This is a genomic window from Candidatus Hydrogenedentota bacterium (assembly GCA_019695095.1).
Taxonomy (GTDB): Bacteria; Hydrogenedentota; Hydrogenedentia; order Hydrogenedentales; family SLHB01; genus JAIBAQ01.
This window is the reverse complement of record JAIBAQ010000082.1, coordinates 1-15,782: the sequence shown is the minus strand read 5'-3', so window position 1 is coordinate 15,782 and position 15,782 is coordinate 1. Positions and strand designations below refer to the sequence as shown.

General features: G+C 56.8%; 13 protein-coding genes and 2 tRNA genes. 4 read left to right on the top strand and 11 right to left on the bottom strand.

Annotated elements, in window-relative coordinates; all coding sequences use genetic code 11:
• Positions 1-7 precede the first annotated feature (7 nt).
• Positions 8-1,255, top strand: a complete 1,248-nt coding sequence (locus K1Y02_14480) for a nucleotide sugar dehydrogenase (GenBank protein MBX7257563.1) — start codon at positions 8-10, stop codon at positions 1,253-1,255.
• Positions 1,256-1,429: 174 nt separating this feature from the next.
• On the opposite strand, the gene K1Y02_14475 is transcribed toward K1Y02_14480, so the two are convergent.
• From K1Y02_14475 to K1Y02_14465, 3 genes are all read right to left on the bottom strand, one after another.
• Positions 1,430-2,599 (bottom strand): hypothetical protein, encoded by a 1,170-nt coding sequence (locus tag K1Y02_14475; GenBank protein ID MBX7257562.1) that lies wholly within the window; start codon positions 2,597-2,599, stop codon positions 1,430-1,432.
• A 103-nt stretch (positions 2,600-2,702) separates the two neighbouring features.
• Positions 2,703-3,302, bottom strand: coding sequence for a hypothetical protein (locus K1Y02_14470; protein ID MBX7257561.1), 600 nt, complete (start codon positions 3,300-3,302; stop codon positions 2,703-2,705).
• A gap of 194 nt (positions 3,303-3,496) precedes the next feature.
• Positions 3,497-4,891: a hypothetical protein gene (locus K1Y02_14465; protein ID MBX7257560.1), complete on the bottom strand. Its 1,395-nt coding sequence runs from the start codon at positions 4,889-4,891 to the stop codon at positions 3,497-3,499.
• A gap of 286 nt (positions 4,892-5,177) precedes the next feature.
• Here K1Y02_14465 and K1Y02_14460 point away from each other — a divergent pair, with 286 nt between their 5' ends.
• Positions 5,178-6,422: a hypothetical protein gene (locus K1Y02_14460; GenBank protein ID MBX7257559.1), complete on the top strand. Its 1,245-nt coding sequence runs from the start codon at positions 5,178-5,180 to the stop codon at positions 6,420-6,422.
• Positions 6,423-6,448: 26 nt separating this feature from the next.
• Here the strand turns inward: K1Y02_14460 and rmuC are convergent, their stop codons facing one another.
• From rmuC to raiA, 5 genes are all read right to left on the bottom strand, one after another.
• On the bottom strand, positions 6,449-7,954 hold the full coding sequence (gene rmuC / locus K1Y02_14455) for a DNA recombination protein RmuC (protein ID MBX7257558.1): 1,506 nt from the start codon (positions 7,952-7,954) through the stop codon (positions 6,449-6,451).
• 19 nt (positions 7,955-7,973) lie between these two features.
• Complete coding sequence (locus tag K1Y02_14450) at positions 7,974-9,269, bottom strand: neutral/alkaline non-lysosomal ceramidase N-terminal domain-containing protein (protein MBX7257557.1); 1,296 nt, start codon at positions 9,267-9,269, stop codon at positions 7,974-7,976.
• 226 nt (positions 9,270-9,495) lie between these two features.
• Positions 9,496-10,380 carry an RNase adapter RapZ gene (gene rapZ / locus K1Y02_14445; protein MBX7257556.1) on the bottom strand — a complete coding sequence of 295 codons (885 nt, stop codon included), beginning with the start codon at positions 10,378-10,380 and terminating at the stop codon, positions 9,496-9,498.
• Positions 10,373-11,341, bottom strand: a complete 969-nt coding sequence (gene hprK, locus K1Y02_14440) for an HPr(Ser) kinase/phosphatase (protein ID MBX7257555.1) — start codon at positions 11,339-11,341, stop codon at positions 10,373-10,375. The genes rapZ and hprK overlap by 8 nt, the downstream gene beginning before the upstream one ends.
• A gap of 44 nt (positions 11,342-11,385) precedes the next feature.
• The gene (gene raiA / locus K1Y02_14435) at positions 11,386-11,946 is read right to left on the bottom strand and encodes a ribosome-associated translation inhibitor RaiA (GenBank protein ID MBX7257554.1); all 561 of its coding nucleotides are present in this window, start codon (positions 11,944-11,946) and stop codon (positions 11,386-11,388) included.
• A 422-nt stretch (positions 11,947-12,368) separates the two neighbouring features.
• Here raiA and K1Y02_14430 point away from each other — a divergent pair, with 422 nt between their 5' ends.
• Together K1Y02_14430 and K1Y02_14425 are read left to right on the top strand one after the other, a co-directional pair.
• On the top strand, positions 12,369-13,457 hold the full coding sequence (locus tag K1Y02_14430; protein ID MBX7257553.1) for a TetR family transcriptional regulator: 1,089 nt from the start codon (positions 12,369-12,371) through the stop codon (positions 13,455-13,457).
• A gap of 216 nt (positions 13,458-13,673) precedes the next feature.
• Positions 13,674-14,561, top strand: coding sequence for an alpha/beta hydrolase (locus tag K1Y02_14425; protein ID MBX7257552.1), 888 nt, complete (start codon positions 13,674-13,676; stop codon positions 14,559-14,561).
• Positions 14,562-14,603: 42 nt separating this feature from the next.
• Here the strand turns inward: K1Y02_14425 and K1Y02_14420 are convergent, their stop codons facing one another.
• From K1Y02_14420 to K1Y02_14410, 3 genes are all read right to left on the bottom strand, one after another.
• Positions 14,604-15,458, bottom strand: coding sequence for a creatininase family protein (locus K1Y02_14420; GenBank protein MBX7257551.1), 855 nt, complete (start codon positions 15,456-15,458; stop codon positions 14,604-14,606).
• Positions 15,459-15,540: 82 nt separating this feature from the next.
• Positions 15,541-15,615, bottom strand: a tRNA-Glu gene (locus tag K1Y02_14415).
• 41 nt (positions 15,616-15,656) lie between these two features.
• Positions 15,657-15,732 (bottom strand) — tRNA-Gln (locus K1Y02_14410).
• Between the last annotated feature and the right edge of the window lie 50 nt (positions 15,733-15,782).

The window sequence follows — 15,782 nt, the reverse complement described above, 5'->3', positions numbered from 1 at the left end:
GTGTGTAATGGGACTTGGGTATATTGGCCTGCCCACGGCTAGCATTCTCGCTGCCAATGGATTCAAAGTGCTCGGCGTCGATATCGATTCGCGAGTCGTGGACACCGTCAATTCTGGCAATATCCACATTGAGGAGCCAGGATTACACACTATCGTCAGGGCTGCTATCGGATCGGGCAACCTCAAAGCGGCGCTGCAACCGGAACCTTCTGACGTCTTCTTCATCGCGGTACCGACGCCACTGACCGAAGACAAGAAGGCCGACATGAGCTATGTCTACAGTGCCACAAAGCAGATAACGCCCTATCTGCAGCGAGGAAACCTGGTAATACTCGAATCCACATCCCCGCCAGGCACAACGCGTGATCACCTTAAGCCTATTCTGGAAGAATCTGGGCTAAAAGTAGGTGACGACATTCACCTTGCTCACTGCCCGGAACGCGTCTTGCCCGGTCGCATCTTGAAGGAGCTTATTGAAAACGACCGTGTTGTCGGTGGTTATGATGTGACGAGCGCCAATCTGGCGAAGTCCATCTACTCGACCTTCATCGAAGGCGAAGTATTCATCACAGACGCCACTACTGCCGAGATGGTCAAGGTCGTTGAGAACACTTTTCGAGATGTTAATATCGCTCTTGCAAACGAAATTGCCGTGCTCTGCGAAATGCTTGGCATACAGTTCTCGGAAGTGGCGCAATACGCCAATCGCCATCCCCGCGTAAACCTCCACAAAGCAGGTCCGGGAGTAGGCGGCCACTGCATATCGGTGGATCCGTGGTTCTTGGTGGAGAGTTTTCCCGATCACGCCCAAATTGTCCAGCTTGCACGAAGAACCAATGACCGCATGCCCGCGCACGTGGTCAAACGAATCGAACAGATCCTGGGCGGCATCAACAATCCTAAAGTGGCCGTTCTCGGCGTCGCCTTCAAGGGCAATGTTGACGATATTCGCGAGAGTCCCTCTCTGGAAGTCATCAAGCTTCTTTCTGAGAAGGGCATCACTGTGGCCATACATGATTCACATGTCAAGCACAGCCCATTTGAACTGCACGGCCTGGATGAGTGCTTTCAGAACGCGGACTGTATTCTGGTGCTCACGGACCATGATGACTACAAATACTTGAATCCCAAACAAGTGGCGCGATCAATGCGAAACAAACTCGTCTTCGACACGAGGAACATTCTTGATCATGCTGATTGGCGTGATTCTGGTTTTCTCGTCCATGTCCTGGGTTCGGGTGTTCGAGTGGGTTGACCTTAATTGACACTCATCTTCTTCACTGAGTGTCTAGTGAGGCGGTCCACAGTCTTGTCATGCGACGTTCACGATAGCTCAGGTTCGGAGTGGAGATTCCAAAGCGTAGTCACGACAGCGAACGCTGTCATGTCGAGCACACTTGGAAGACTGGACGGGGCGCCCTCAATATCGCTACAAGAAGAGTCGCTTGCGGAGGAGCATGACAACGGCCCCAAGCATCGCGGCACCGGCAAACACCCCAAGAAGGATCATCCGTAACATGGGCGGCCTGCTCAGGTCGCGTCCGCTTTCCCCGCCACCGTTCGCCAGCGACGCATCCAGAACGGAGGACGAGGTTGAGCCCGATCCAGGCACGCCTACTTGCGCCATATTGAGCGTGCCTTCGGCGGAAACCGGGCTTGCGTGAAGCGAATTGCCTTGCCCACCACGCGGTACCGGCACTGGCACTTGCCTATTGCCCGCATTCCCAGCCTCAGCGGTGCCCGCTTGCGCCGTGGCTGCAGCACCAGGATTGCGTGCGGCCGCATCGGATGAGGGCGCCAGCATTGCGGCTCGCCGCCGATTCAATTCGTCGGACGCTTCTGCGAGCTTCGCACGGGATCCATCCGGTTCACCAGCAGGAACGGGGACACGTACGGTTGGGACGTTTGGCGACGGACTTGAATCCATATCACCTGATTCATCTTTGTCCGTGTCATCCCCATTTACAAAGCGAGGTACTCCCCCACTGCCTCCGGGATTTGTGGGAGTGTCACCGGGATCGGTAGGAGTCGGAGTCTCGCCTCCTCCTGGGTTGTCCGGAGGGGTAGGTGTATCGGGAGTGTCACCCCCGTCCTGGGGAGGAGTCGTGGAAAAATCGATGGTTCCGACACTGCCCTCCGACGCAATTTCCTGGCCCTGAAACGAGGCCATCGTCGTTTGATTGATCGTGATCTGGGATTGACCGGCGTTGGCCTCCCCCACCTTCTTCATGGCGACGGTTACAACCTCGCCGGATTGAATCACCGACTGATTCATCCCAAACAGAACCACAACACATTCGCCCGGCGCAACCACATTCGCTTGAACGGTCTTGCGCGCGTCGGCGGCGGCGGTTCCGGCAACAAAGCCGACGGCCTGGAGCACGGAGGGGTCGTAACTGAGGCGGAAATCCATGGCGGCGACGCCTGCGCCGACATCCCCTTGAAGCACCACGGGGACCGTCACGTCGCTACCGTTAATGACCGGAGTGCCGACTTGAACTGTCCCGGCAAAGGATAGGCAGGCCACAATTTGGGCGATAACCGGCACGCACCACTGCGCCCGGCCGGATAATGCGTTGCGCGCTAACAACTTAGACATAGAAAGTGGACACCCGTTCATCTATCTCTACAAACGCAAACGACAGCGAGAACGTTGACACCAGTCATTCCGGCAATCACCGCATGAGCATGCGAAATTGTTCTTATCGATCATTCTCGACCGCCGAAGACTTCTCGTCGCGGACTCCGGACTCGGAATCGGAGGGGTCTATCCAGGCAACGGAATTGGTCCTTCCCAAAGTCTCAAGCTCCTCGTCTGCCGTGTGACTGCTTGGAAACAAGGAAGCCAGATCCCCAAACACGTTCGCGTTCCGCAATACGTAGTACCGAAACATCAGTCCGCACAGGTACAGCCACGCCATCGACTTCGCGAGGAAGATGCCATAGACCAGCGTACGAAGCCGCGGCACTGGGATCTGAGACGCCTCGAAGAGAGTCTGCAACGGGATGTTCAAAAACGCCAACAATCCGAGTATCCCGACCTGAAGGGCTCGCGCCTGGCAGTCCGCGCTCCCGAGCCCGCTTTCGCGGCAACGTTGATACGCAAAATACCCGATGTACAGCGAGAAGCCCATCGTAATTAGATACGGTGAATTTACCATGGCGTCTTGCGTAACCACGCGGCCTTGGGCTCTCAGAAAGGCAAACACTTCCTCCGGAACATACCCCACGCACAGAAATACGAGCCACAACAGCGCGGCAGCAAGGGCCCACGGGTCTTGCCGTGGTTCAGGTTCGCTCACGGATACGGCTCCTTCGAGTCGTCTCGGCCGAAACACAAAGCGACGCGACGAGTCCGTATCGGGCTGGAATCGCGCGCACACGCAGGGGTACACGGCAATCACCATCGCCGGTACCTTCATTCATCGGGGGTATTGGACCAGACCGCTCAATCCAGTGTCAATAATTGCCGGAAGCAGCGTGTAAAACTTCTGTTCTACGCGCCGGTCGGGTCCGTCTCCAACGACTTGAAGTCCTGCATCTCCACGGTATCGCGGATACGGCCAGCGAGCTTACCGGCTGCAATACGCGCCTCCGTAATGAATTTGTCACCCGCGCCGACTCCAACGTAGGTTGCCATCGTCCCGCCATAACCGCCCGCAGCCGCCCCGCCGATCGTCGGGAAATAGGCGTGAAAGTCGTTTGCATAGCCTACGAGCAATGCATGCTTGACGGGGGCTCCGGTCTTCAAATCAAGCTGATACTGGACAAAGAACTCGCCCGGCACGAATGCGAGCGCAATTTCACGGTTTAAGAGAAGCACGGTTAGTGGAAGCGGTAGCTCCGGTGTGATTTGCTTCAGGATTGAGTCAAACCGGGGTCCATACACACCACGGAGTACGTTCTGGACGTCGGGATTGCTGAAGTCCCATCGCGTGCCCACTTCAACGGACTTCTCGTGTATCGCGAGCGCCGAATCTTCTACTACGTGTGTTTCAATGGCACCTAGCGCCTTCAATACGGCGTCAGCGCACGCTTTTCCTGCGCCGCGCATCGCTTCCACGCCGTCTTGGTTCCGTGGCGTCTTGTCAAGATAGGGATTGATGTCGCCGCATCCACCCTGAAGAAAGAAGCAATCCGCGCCGGTTTCTTGCTTCACAAGGCGCGTCATCTCACCTACGTAGTCCGCCGTGTATTCGAGGTTGTCCGGCCCAAGCACGACCGGATGACACGCGTAATGGACAAGAATTGCGAGCGGTACCCCGTCGTAACCCTCTACCTTGATGATGCTTGCTTCATGGTCCACGGGCACTGTGGGTTCTCGCTTCTCGTTGCGCCACATCATCAAACACCTGCCATCTTGAAGGATCTTCCGGCGATTGTGGGAGATGTCGATGCTGGTCTTGCCGATTCCGATGCGTACCGGTCTCAAGTTCTTCGCTGCGTCTTCAATGCACGCGCCCAACGCGTCTTCAATCGACTTGCAATGCGGCGCCTCTTCGTCCTCCATAATCGGTCCGCCATGGGTGTGCGACGACGTGAAAACAACATGATCGATTCCCTTGGCCTTGACCCGATCGCGAATCCGATTCAAAGCATTCAGCATGGGCACTCGTCCCAGGTCCATCGTTGCGATGGCCACCGTCATCTCCGGCGATTTCAGTACAACAGCCCGACCGTACAACGGGTCCAGCGTACGGGTAGCCGGCCCTTTCCGGTCGCCGTAGCCCCACATGGGCACGCCCGGAGGTGGTGTGATGTCCCTGACAGCGACACCCGCCTCAAGTGGATGCTTTTCAGAAGCGCTGGCTTGTGCGTGCGCCACGCCGGTTGAAGTAACGGCAAGCGCAGCGGATGTCTTTAGAAAAGAACGGCGCGTAATGTTGTTCATGGCATTTCTCTCGGGTTGGGCATGATAAGAGCGACCAAGTGCCGTCAAAACGAGCATAACACAATTGCACCCAAACGATTGCACGCTCAAACGACCTGACAGCGTGCCCAGACGGATGGACGAATCTTGAATCGGCACCTCTGATTCCTCCGGATTCCGGACCCTGAAGCGAACGATTAATCAACATACGCACTACTCTATAGTGGACGGGAAAGGGACTTGCACTGGTAATGGCTTCATCGTTCGGCTAGACTTCAAGAGGGGGTACGGGGGACCAAAAAGTACCATGAAAAGCAAGATTCTGAAGACTTTTATCGCTTGTCTAGTCCTCACATGCGTTGGCGTTGCCGCGATTTGGATTACGTTCAAGACGTGCACGCGGACCGTCGAAATCGCAATTCCCATTGCGGCAGGCGATCACTCGCCGGGGGCGTTGCACAAGGTCGAGCAGATCGGCACGTATACCCGGTCAATGCTGGCCACATTGCTCTGGTGGGGAAATCTGCCCGACCCCATATCCGTGGAGTACGGTGCGCGACTCTATCGCGTTCAATATTGGACTCGAACGCCGTGGGGTACTGACACCATAGCTTCGGGACTGGTGTGTATCCCCAAAACCAAGACGCCACGCGGAGTTGTCAGCTATCAGCACGGCACTGCCGTGAACCGGCGCCTGACTCCATCCGCGCCGACGCTGCTTGAAAGTGGTCTCGGTACGGCCATCTTTGCGGGAGGCGGCTACATCCTTTGCGCGGCTGACTACATCGGACTGGGGATTAACACGGAAGTGCATCCGTATCTACACGCAGAAGGAACGGCCACGGCAGTTGTCGATCTGCTGAAGGCTGCACATGCCTTCGTGAATAGCCGCGGGGTCGCGTGGCCTTCGTCGCTCCACCTTGCCGGCTTTTCGCAGGGAGGTTATTCAACGATGGCGGCACATCGTGCGCTGGAGACACTGGGCGATCCCCGATTCCAGGTCGTCTCGAGCGCACCCATTGCGGGCCCGTATGATCTTGCTGGAGTCACATTCCCCGTCTTTCTCGAAGGGAACGACTCCTACCTTTCAGCCTACCTTGCCTACCTTGCGCATGCATACAGCACCATCTACAGTCAGCCGCTCAATTCCGTGCTGACCGACGACTACGCGAAAACCGTCCCGGGCTTGTTCGACGGCAATCAGGATGAATGGGTGGTAGCGCAACGGCTCCCAAGTCAACCCCGAGCCATGTTCCGGAAGGAATTTCTGGACGCTTTCGACAGAGGCGAATCTACCTGGTTCACAACGGCACTTGCGCAGAATCAGGTACTTCAATGGTCGCCAAAGGCGCCGGTGCGCCTTTACTATTCGGAACATGACCCGGTTGTGTCGCCGCGAGAAGCAATAACAGCCTTTAGTGAGCTCAAGAAACGAGGCTGCGACATTACGCTGATACAGGCAGGCGAGGCGGATCATGCCGGGACGGCTCTGTTTGCCGTGCCAAAGATCCGGCAGTGGTTTGACGAAAAGGCTTCAAAGCGCGGCGGGTAGCGCTGTCAATCATACGCTGGTCAGGCTCACTTGCTCGAATTGTCTCGCAACATATCCTCGGCCTGCACAGCCCTAGGAACCGTCTCGATCCCCGACAATTCCGGCACGTCGGAATCGGACGCGGAGCCGAGTTCTTTGAAGCGCCGCGCGGTGACCAGGACGCGGCTTTCGAGTGTAGCCACGGACTTGTTGTAGGCGTCCGTGGCCTTTTCGAGCGCCTTGCGCAAATCGGAGAAGTGCTCGCTCATGACGCGAATTCGGTCGTAGAGCTGTTTACCCAAGTCACTGATTACTTGGGCATTCCTGGCGAGTTGCTCCTGCCGCCATCCGTAGGCAACGGCTCGCAGCAACGCAATTAATGTCGTAGGAGTCGCGATAATCACTTTCTGGTCCACGCCGGCTTCGATCAACGTGGGATCATGTTCCAGTGCGGCGCTAAAGAAGGGTTCGCCGGGCAGAAAAAGGACGACAAACTCCGGGCTGCTTGGAAACTGGTTCCAGTAGGTCTTTGCGCCGAGACGCGTCATGTGGTCGCGCACCTGCCTTGCGTGGTCGCGAAACCGCTGCGTGCGCACGTCGTCGGTCTGCGCTTCGATGGCCTCCAGATACGCTTGCAGGGACACTTTCGAATCAACGACGATAGTCTTGTTGTTGGGCAGCCGGATGATCATATCGGGACGCAACCGCCCGCCGTCCGACTCAACCGACGTCTGCTGCTCGAAGTCGCAGTATTCGAGCATACCCGCCAACTCGACGACGCGCTGCAATTGAATTTCACCCCAGCGGCCGCGCGTGATCGGGGAGCGCAATGCGCGCACGAGATTTTGAGTCTCTTTTTGAAGCGAGGCCTGACCGGTTGTCAGCGATATGACCTGCTCTTTCAACGACGAATATGCTTCTACGCGCGACTTCTCCACCTCGCCGATTTGCGTTGTGACTTTCTCCAACGACTCCTTAATCGGCTTGACCAGTTCGTCAATGGCCTTGCGGCGCAACTCAAGATCGCCCTTAGCCCCTTCCTGGAATTTCGCGAGGTTCTCCTTGGCAAGTTCAAGGAACGATTGGTTATTGCTCTTGAGCGCCTCGGACGACAACGCTTTGAATGCATCCGTTAGCTTGGCTTGCGCATCTTCGATGAGCGCAAGCTTCTCCGCGGACGCCTTTCGCTCTTGTTCCACCAATGTCGTCATCTGAGATATGCGTGCGCGCAGTTCAGAATTCTGTTGCGTAAGCGACTGAACCGATGACTCTAGCTCGGGCACGCGCCGGACCTGAGCTTCTGCGGCGGCTCGTTGTGTCGCTTCGAAGGCAAGCGCATCGCGCACCTGCTGTATCTCGGAAAGCGTTGACTGAAGCCGCCGCTGCAGATCCGCCTCGCGATCTACACCGGCCTTAATCTGACTCTCCAGCCCAGCGACCGTTACCGCCGCCTCTCCGCGAGCTTTCTCTTCCGCGTGCTGCGCCTTGGATCGAAGCAAGAGCGCGACGAGGCCACCGCTAATCGCGGCGCCCGCAACAAATGCGGCGATCATCATTGCTTGCTCAAGCACACTATTGCTCCTCGATCAGTTCAAAGTCTTCTGAAGTACACGTCACCCGCGTTGCGCCCATGAGTTCAGCAAGCAATTGCTTACCCTCCAACAATACCTTGTCGCCCGCGCCAAAGCCCACATAACTCGCAACTATCCCACCGTACCCACCCGCAACCGCGCCGCGCATGGTCGGGAAATACAGATGAAACTGGTTTGTGTAACCGCATAGCAACGCATGGCGCACGGGAGCCGTCGCTTTTAGATCGAGTTGATACTGTACGAAGAACTCTCCGGGGACGCCAAGCAACGCCACATCGCCATTCAGCACGAGCGCAGCTACGGGCACGCTCAGTTCCGGCACAAGATAGCGACTGTATGGCTTGACAAGATCGCGCAGCCACGCGTGACTGCCGATAAATGTCCCCCAAACTTCTGGCTTAGAAAAATCCCAACGCAACCCCACATGTACCGAACTCTCCGCGAATGCGATGGATGGTAGTTCCGGTGGGCTCGTTTCGATTTCCGGCAATGCCGCGATAATCGATTGTGCCGCCTCGCGTCCGACCCCGCGCATGGCCTCCACTCCGCCATTCTGAATTGACGTCTTGTCCAGGTAAGGATTGATGTCGCCCGAACCGCCTTGGATGAACACACATTCCGCGCCAGTAGCCTCTTTTACGCAACGAGACAGTTCGCCGACGTAGTCTGCGGAATACTCGAGGTTCGATGGCCCCATCACGACCGGATGACACGCGAAATGAACCAGTACGGCGAGCGGTTTCCCGTCTGTAGTCTCCAGTTTGATGAGCGTCGCTTCGCGATCAACCGGCGATGTCGGCCGGCGATCCTCGTTACGCCACAGCATGCGGCAACGTCCGTCCGCTCCGATGACGCGCCGGTTGTGACCAATGTCGACGTGTGCGTGCCCGACGCCTATACACGCGGGTCGAAGCGCATCGACGGAGGCCTCGATCGCATCGCCGATGGCCGACTCAATTCCGGCAACGTGCGGCAGGTCCTCAAACTCCATTACCGGGGCGTGATGGGTGTGCGTCGCGCACAACATGACGTGTTGTACGCCCGCTCGCCGCGCGCGCTCGCGAATCCGCGCACACGAGCCCTCCACCGGCGCACGCCCAAGGTCAAGCGACACAACGCATGCGGTTACGTCGCCCGCGCGAAACGTCACCGCGCGCGCATACAGCGGATCAAGCTTTCCTGTCGCCGGGCCGGTACGGTCCCCGTAGCCCCACAGCGGAACTCCCGGCTCTGGCGTGATATCCCGTACGCCAATGCCCACTTCGAATTGGGTCACAACACTCCCTCCTGGAATGACTTTGCGACGTGTCACACTGAGGTCATTCTAGTGCTCCAAAGCTCCCAACGCTAGGGTGTCCCGTTTACGGGGCCTGCTTTCCTTGCTTGCTGTAGTGCAAAGGAGACTAAATGTCTCACAGTGCGCTTGAGCACGCTCACCTAAGCTCGCCGCCCCATCGAGTCCCTCGTCACAGGAAGTCGAGAGCAGGTCTACAGTCCTCAGCTTACTCCGCCTCTCCACTTCGATTGGCGTCGCGGTGGCGGATACGCGTGTTGGGGTGAATGCTCTGGATGTAACGGTAGAGTTCGCGCGCCACGGCAACAGATCGGTGTTGGCCGCCGGTGCACCCGACGCAGATGGTAAGGTAAGACTTGGGTTCAGCGGCATAGCGTGGAATTAGAAACTCTGCCATGCTCTTCATGCGTTCGAGGAATTCGGCCGCCAAGGGATTCTTCAGCACAAACTCCCGCACCGGCGCATCTTCGCCCGTCAGCGGGCGCAAGGCCGGATCGTAATACGGGTTTGGCAAAAAGCGCACGTCAACTACAAGATCCGCCTCGGCGGGCAGGCCGTTCTTGAATCCAAACGACACCACCGTGATCAGCATCTGCTGCGGTTCTTGTCCCGCCTGAAACACCGCCACGACACGCTCACGCAGTTGGGCGATCGAGGTGGACGTAGTGTCGACGACCAAGTCCGCACGCGCACGGACCGGCGCGAGCAACTCACGTTCGCGTTTGATGCCTTCGATCACCGATCCAGTCGAAGACGAAGCCGGATGTCTTCGTCGCGTCTCGCTGTAGCGTTGCTGCAAAATCGCGTCCGTGCTTTCGAGAAACAAGACCTCGGGACGAATCCCCATTTCGCCGACTTCATCGAGGTAGGCAGGAAGATTCTGCAGGTCTTCACCACCGCGCACGTCGACGCACACGGCAATCTGCTTTTGCGGGTGATCGGCGTGCAGAGCAAGTTCCGCGATGGTGTGAATCAGCGAGGCTGGCAGGTTGTCGATGCAGTAGAACCCGATGTCTTCCAGCAACCGCAGCGCGTGGCTCTTACCCGCGCCGGACATCCCTGTCACAAGCACAAATCGGGGCGACTCAGCCATCGGATTCGCTCATCATGCTCATGAGTTTGGCGTTGAGCTGCTGGGCCGGATGCACGCCGAGTTCCTTGAGGCGGTGGTTCAATGCGGCAACTTCGATAATGATGGCGATATTTCGGCCGGGCCGTACTGGTATCAACAGGTATGGCACGCGCACGCCTAGAATGGTGACGTGTTCGTCCGTCAGCCCCGTACGGTCGTACATGGTCGTCTGGTTCCAGTCTTCCAGTTCGACCACCAACCCGATGCGCTTGGAATTGCGGACGTGTCCGACGCCGTACACGCTCTTGATGTCAATGATGCCAACGCCACGAATTTCCATATGGTGCTCGATAACCGGCGACGATTCGGCATAGAGCGAATCTTCGCGGCGTCGCTTCACGGCAACGACGTCGTCGGCCACGAGCCGATGTCCGCGCTCGACCAGTTCCAGCGCGACTTCGCTCTTACCAATTCCGGGCGCGCCGACAATGAGTACGCCAACACCGTAGCAGTCGACCGTCGTTCCGTGGACGATGGTCTCCGGCGAGAATTCTTCGGCAAGTTGCAGAATAACTCGGCTGATGACTTCGTCGGTGTTCTTCCGGCTGCGAAGCACGGGAATACCGCGGCGGTTGCACATATCCATGAAGAGCTTGCTGGGCGTCAGACCACGCGAGAGCAGGAAGGCGGGAATCTCAAATGAGAACATCCCATCAAGCCGATGCTTCAGCACGGAAGGGCGCAACTGCTCCATGAAATGGATTTCGGTGTTGCCGAGAATCTGGATACGGTCGCTTGCGAAGTAATCGAGATAACCGCTTAACGCCAACCCCGGCCGGTTAACGTCGGCGGTGTAAACAGAACGGCCCACGCCCTGGAAGCCGGAAACGACTTCCAGTTCCAACTCTTCCCGCATCTCATCGAGCAATCGCGCAACCGCGATACTACTCTTGCGGTTGATGGGCAGATTCTGTGTGTCCATGCCTCCCTTGAGGGCCGCGCGTTGTGCGCGGCCCGAACCACATTCTAATGTTCTGGCTCTATCAAGCCAAACGTGGCGTCATCTTTGGAATACACCACATTCACTTTCTGCGTATCCGCGTTCACAAACACGAGGAAACTCTCATTTGCCAGTTCAAGCTGCAGCGCCGCTTCGACAGGGCTCATTGGTTTGAGAGCGATAGTCTCCCGAACCAACAAGTGGTTGCCGATGCGCATCGATTCCGGTTCCGCCAGCTCAGCCGCAGCTTCGGGAGCTTCGGCATCGAGTTGAGCAAAAATCTCCTTCCCTTTGCGAGCCTGGAACCTGCGTTGCCGTTCGTTGAATTTCCGGATTTGGCGGTCGATCTTGTCTACGACGGTATCCACGGAGGCATACATGTCCGGCGAGGACTCTTTTCCGTGAATTCGCACGCCGTTGGCGTGCAGTGTAATCTCGGCGATGTGGCGATGCTTCTCTACGCTGAGCACCACGTCAGCGTCGATCACCTTGTCGAAGTGGTTTCGAACCTTCACCAACCGGGACTCGACGTGGGACTTGAGCGCGTCCGTAATATCCAAGTGTCTGCCCGCTATCGATACACGCATAATGTCTTGTCCCTCCAATACTTATCCGCCTTCACACAGGGGGCGGATGTTAACATTCCGAGTTAACGCGTGTCAATTCGACTAGACATAATCCTCCAAGTTGACAAAATAAGTGGTAGGTAGTACTGGCCCCAAGGCCAAAAGACAGGCAGGTAGTTTCGAATACCCAAGCTCTGGTAGTCCGCTGAAACGTGTCTTGGCGAATCCCCTTGCGCCTAAGCACAATCCGCTTTTCTCCTGGCGACTGACAACTCACTCGCCGCACAACATATTGTACACGGAAACTTCCTTTTCCGCGAGTCTCTTTGTTCCGGTCAACGCGCACCTTTGAAAGCGCCCGATTGATCAATACCGGTACGTGGTCTAGAATATGAATATAGCCTCATTACATGAGGAAACATTCACCAGGAAGGAGACATTCCGTGTCGGCATCCCATCGCACCATAGGGACGTCAGGGCGGGAACGTGACCGAGACTTGCAGCGGTTATCCATTGTGGAGGCTGCTGAACAAGTCCTGAAGGCGAAGGGGTATCACCTCACCACTATCGAGGAAATCGCGCGCGATGCTTGTTATTCGGTGGGTACGCTATACAACTTGTTTGGGAGCAAGGAAAACCTGTACGCGGAGGTCATAGAAGGCATTGGGCGCCAGCTGATTTCGAGATTGGAGCACACGGCCTTACGAAAATGGGACCCCGACAAAGCCGTGGAGGAGTTGATCAAGATCCGGTTGTACAACTATCACAAGGATCGGCTCTTCTTCCAAGCGTTTTCGAGTGAGGGTCAGTTAGGAATTCAGCCGGGACCGTCGGAACTTCCGCCACGTGTCACGAGTCTATACGATAAGTACCTATCGGCAACGCAAGGCCTGTTTAAGCGCGTACTGGATCGGGAAGGAATTACCGGGCCTAATCCGCTGCATCTGGTGTTGAGTTTGGAGGGAATCATCCAGGTGTTCATGGGATATTGGTCTCGTCCGGCCCAATCGGATTCTACGGAGCAGATTGCGCGGCACATCAAAGAGATCTTGATTAGTCCCATCACGCTCCAACGTATCGGCGCCATGCACGCCTCCACTCATCGCGAGGTAAGCGAGCGCCGCGAGATCCACATCAGCCAATTCGATTTGGAGCGTCTTAAGGAACTCATCGAGGTCGCGAAGCGTTTCGGCAACGAGAATCAACAGGCGTATCTGGCCGAGCTGGAAGGCGAATTAGCGACCGCGAAAGTCGTCAGTCCGCGCGAAGTACCGCCGGAACTTATCACGATGAACTCCGTCATACGGTTGCGTGATCTCGATACGGGACAGGAATCGGTGTGCGCATTGGTCTTCCCACGCGATGCGGAATCGAAACGCGAGAACACTTCCATATTGAGCAGGCTTGGAACTGCGATAATTGGCGCGCGGGTAGGAGATATCATCACGGTCAACGAACGCCGATTGCCGAAGCGTCATCGAGTCGAAGCGTTGCTCTACCAGCCTGAAGCGGCCGGCGACTACCACCTGTAACCAAACCATGCCCAAGTGACACTTTCTACACGGAAGCGTCAGGCAATTGCCGGGACCCGGAAGACCTCCAGAGCGATTAGTCCGGGGCGAATTGCGAACCAGTAGTGTTACAGATTTAATTTGATCCCTATACCCTTATTATGCAATAATATATCAAATAGACAGTTCGGAAGTGCGGTTCGGGGGGAAGGGGGCGAATTGAGAAAAGCTATGACTATGACAAAGCGAATGTCGCTTGTCGTAGTGTTGGCAGTTGTTGCTGCCTATCTCCTGCCAAGCTTGGCGGTCAAGGGCATTCAGGCGCGTGGGTACGCCAAGCAGAAGACCGCGTTAAACCGATTACAGTCCGGTCGTGCGACTGGAAACGTGACTACCACCTATGTTGCGGGTAGCACGCGGGAACGCCACGGAATAGATGGCTATTGGCCAGACGACAACCGGCAACATGCAACCGTCATCGTCATCCATGGCGGAGGATGGAGCGGAGGGGCAAAGGAGTCGGCCCGAGCCGACTGTAAGCGCCTGGCGAACAACGGTTATGCCGCATTTACCATCAACTACACGCTTACTACCGAAACTGTTCCGTCGTTTCCTGGAGCGGTTGAGGATGTTCGGGCCGCTGTGCAGTGGGTCAGCAATCTGACCGAGCACGTCGACAGAAGACGCATCGCGCTCGTGGGTTACTCCGCGGGAGGTCATTTGGCACTCCTCTATGCAGCCCGGTATCCGGGAGAGGTGACGGGAGTAATCAACGTAAGCGGCCCGACGGATCTGCTCAAAGCGCCCGAAATACTGAAACCGTACGCCGAGGACTTCCTTGGGGCAAGCGCATCCGATAATCTTGAGCTTTGGAAGGAAGCGTCTCCTATAACCTACGTTAATTCGGGCGTGTACGCCAAGACGCGCATCGGCCTACTTGCAGGGGGCGTTGACCCATTGGTTCTGCCAGATGACGCTCAAGCGATGTATGACGCGCTTCGGAACGCGCACGTGGAAACGACCTACCTTCATCTGGGAAACGGTAACCACTGTCTGTTAGAAGCACAGGCAGTTCGTGACGCTATCATCGACGATTTCCTTAAAGTGGCGCGTTGGAAGCCGTAGCGCGCACTTGGCTCGTGCCTGGGAACACAAAAACTCGGCGTGTCAGATAAGACCTGCCTGAGTAAGAAGTTCTCCCACAATCGAAACGGAGGCGTCTGCACATTCCTTTCCGTGCTCCGCCGTGGCGTCGCGCGGATCAATGCCCCCTCCCACACCTTGCGGCGTTTCATCGCGGGATGCAGGCAAACGCGACAGGTCCACCAAGTCGGGCCGGTAATGAAGCATCAGGGATGTCTCATTACCTGCGGCATGGTCGATTTGGCTCTTCCAGCGCGTTGCGATGTCTTTTGTGACGCCTAACAGGCGCATGCCGAAACGGGATTCGCGCTCGGAGATATACTCGACCCATGACCAACGCGATGGGCCGTGTCCATCGGCGAAGACGGCCTGAAATCCGGCGCGTTTGAGTTGCACGAGGATTGCATCCACGATTTGAAGGTGCAACCCTTGAGGCGTCCAATAGCAGCTTCCATCGAGTTGACGAGGAGGCTTGGTTGTCTCGGCATAGTCCATGCCGATCAGCATGGCGCCGCCATCTGCAGGCTTGGCGCGGTCGGGACCGAGGTGAATCGGCGGCATGACAATTCCGCCAAAACGGCGAGCGCATTCGATCATGAGTGCTTCACTCTGTATGGCGTCGGACCCCAGAGGCAAATGCTCGCCGTGCCATTCAAGAGTCCCCAAGGGAAGATACGCGAGAGGGCGTTGCGCGAGGCGCGCACGGAACTCGTGCGGCAAGAGTTCTGCATAGCGTACCTTTTCGGGAGGCGAATCGCTTTGCTGGTGGCTCTCCGCGGCAGCGGTTTGTGTTGCTCCGCTCGCCAGTATCCCCGTGGATGCAGCGACCAGCCCCGTCTCGAGGAAATCGCGCCGGGAGGAATCTTCCGTGGTACTCATGTCTCGGCCTACCTTCCATTCTGGGATTTGAGTGCAGGACACAGATCGGTGGCGTCAATGAAGCCTAGGCAAGGGAAAGAAATGGCAGCCCGTAGGGGATTCGAACCCCTGTGACAAGACTGAGAATCTTGCATCCTAACCCCTAGATGAACGGGCCGCAAAAGCGACAGAACCGCTTTCGCGATTCCGGTATGTGTATGGTTGCCGGACTAGGACTCGAACCTAGAATTCCCTGGTCCAGAGCCAGGTGCCTTACCAATTTGGCCATCCGGCAATAGGTTCACGTTATGTTAGCGAACCCTGACACCACGTGTCAAGAAATCG

Bases quoted from the DNA above. Each gene is read 5' to 3' on its own strand.
- K1Y02_14480 (MBX7257563.1), top strand. From the start codon at position 8: ATGGGACTTGGGTATATTGGCCTGCCCACGGCTAGCATTCTCGCTGCC.
- K1Y02_14475 (MBX7257562.1), bottom strand. From the start codon at position 2,599: ATGTCTAAGTTGTTAGCGCGCAACGCATTATCCGGCCGGGCGCAGTGG.
- K1Y02_14465 (MBX7257560.1), bottom strand. From the start codon at position 4,891: ATGAACAACATTACGCGCCGTTCTTTTCTAAAGACATCCGCTGCGCTT.
- K1Y02_14460 (MBX7257559.1), top strand. From the start codon at position 5,178: ATGAAAAGCAAGATTCTGAAGACTTTTATCGCTTGTCTAGTCCTCACA.
- rmuC (MBX7257558.1), bottom strand. From the start codon at position 7,954: ATGATCGCCGCATTTGTTGCGGGCGCCGCGATTAGCGGTGGCCTCGTC.
- rapZ (MBX7257556.1), bottom strand. From the start codon at position 10,380: ATGGCTGAGTCGCCCCGATTTGTGCTTGTGACAGGGATGTCCGGCGCG.
- hprK (MBX7257555.1), bottom strand. From the start codon at position 11,341: ATGGACACACAGAATCTGCCCATCAACCGCAAGAGTAGTATCGCGGTT.
- raiA (MBX7257554.1), bottom strand. From the start codon at position 11,946: ATGCGTGTATCGATAGCGGGCAGACACTTGGATATTACGGACGCGCTC.
- K1Y02_14425 (MBX7257552.1), top strand. From the start codon at position 13,674: ATGACAAAGCGAATGTCGCTTGTCGTAGTGTTGGCAGTTGTTGCTGCC.
- K1Y02_14420 (MBX7257551.1), bottom strand. From the start codon at position 15,458: ATGAGTACCACGGAAGATTCCTCCCGGCGCGATTTCCTCGAGACGGGG.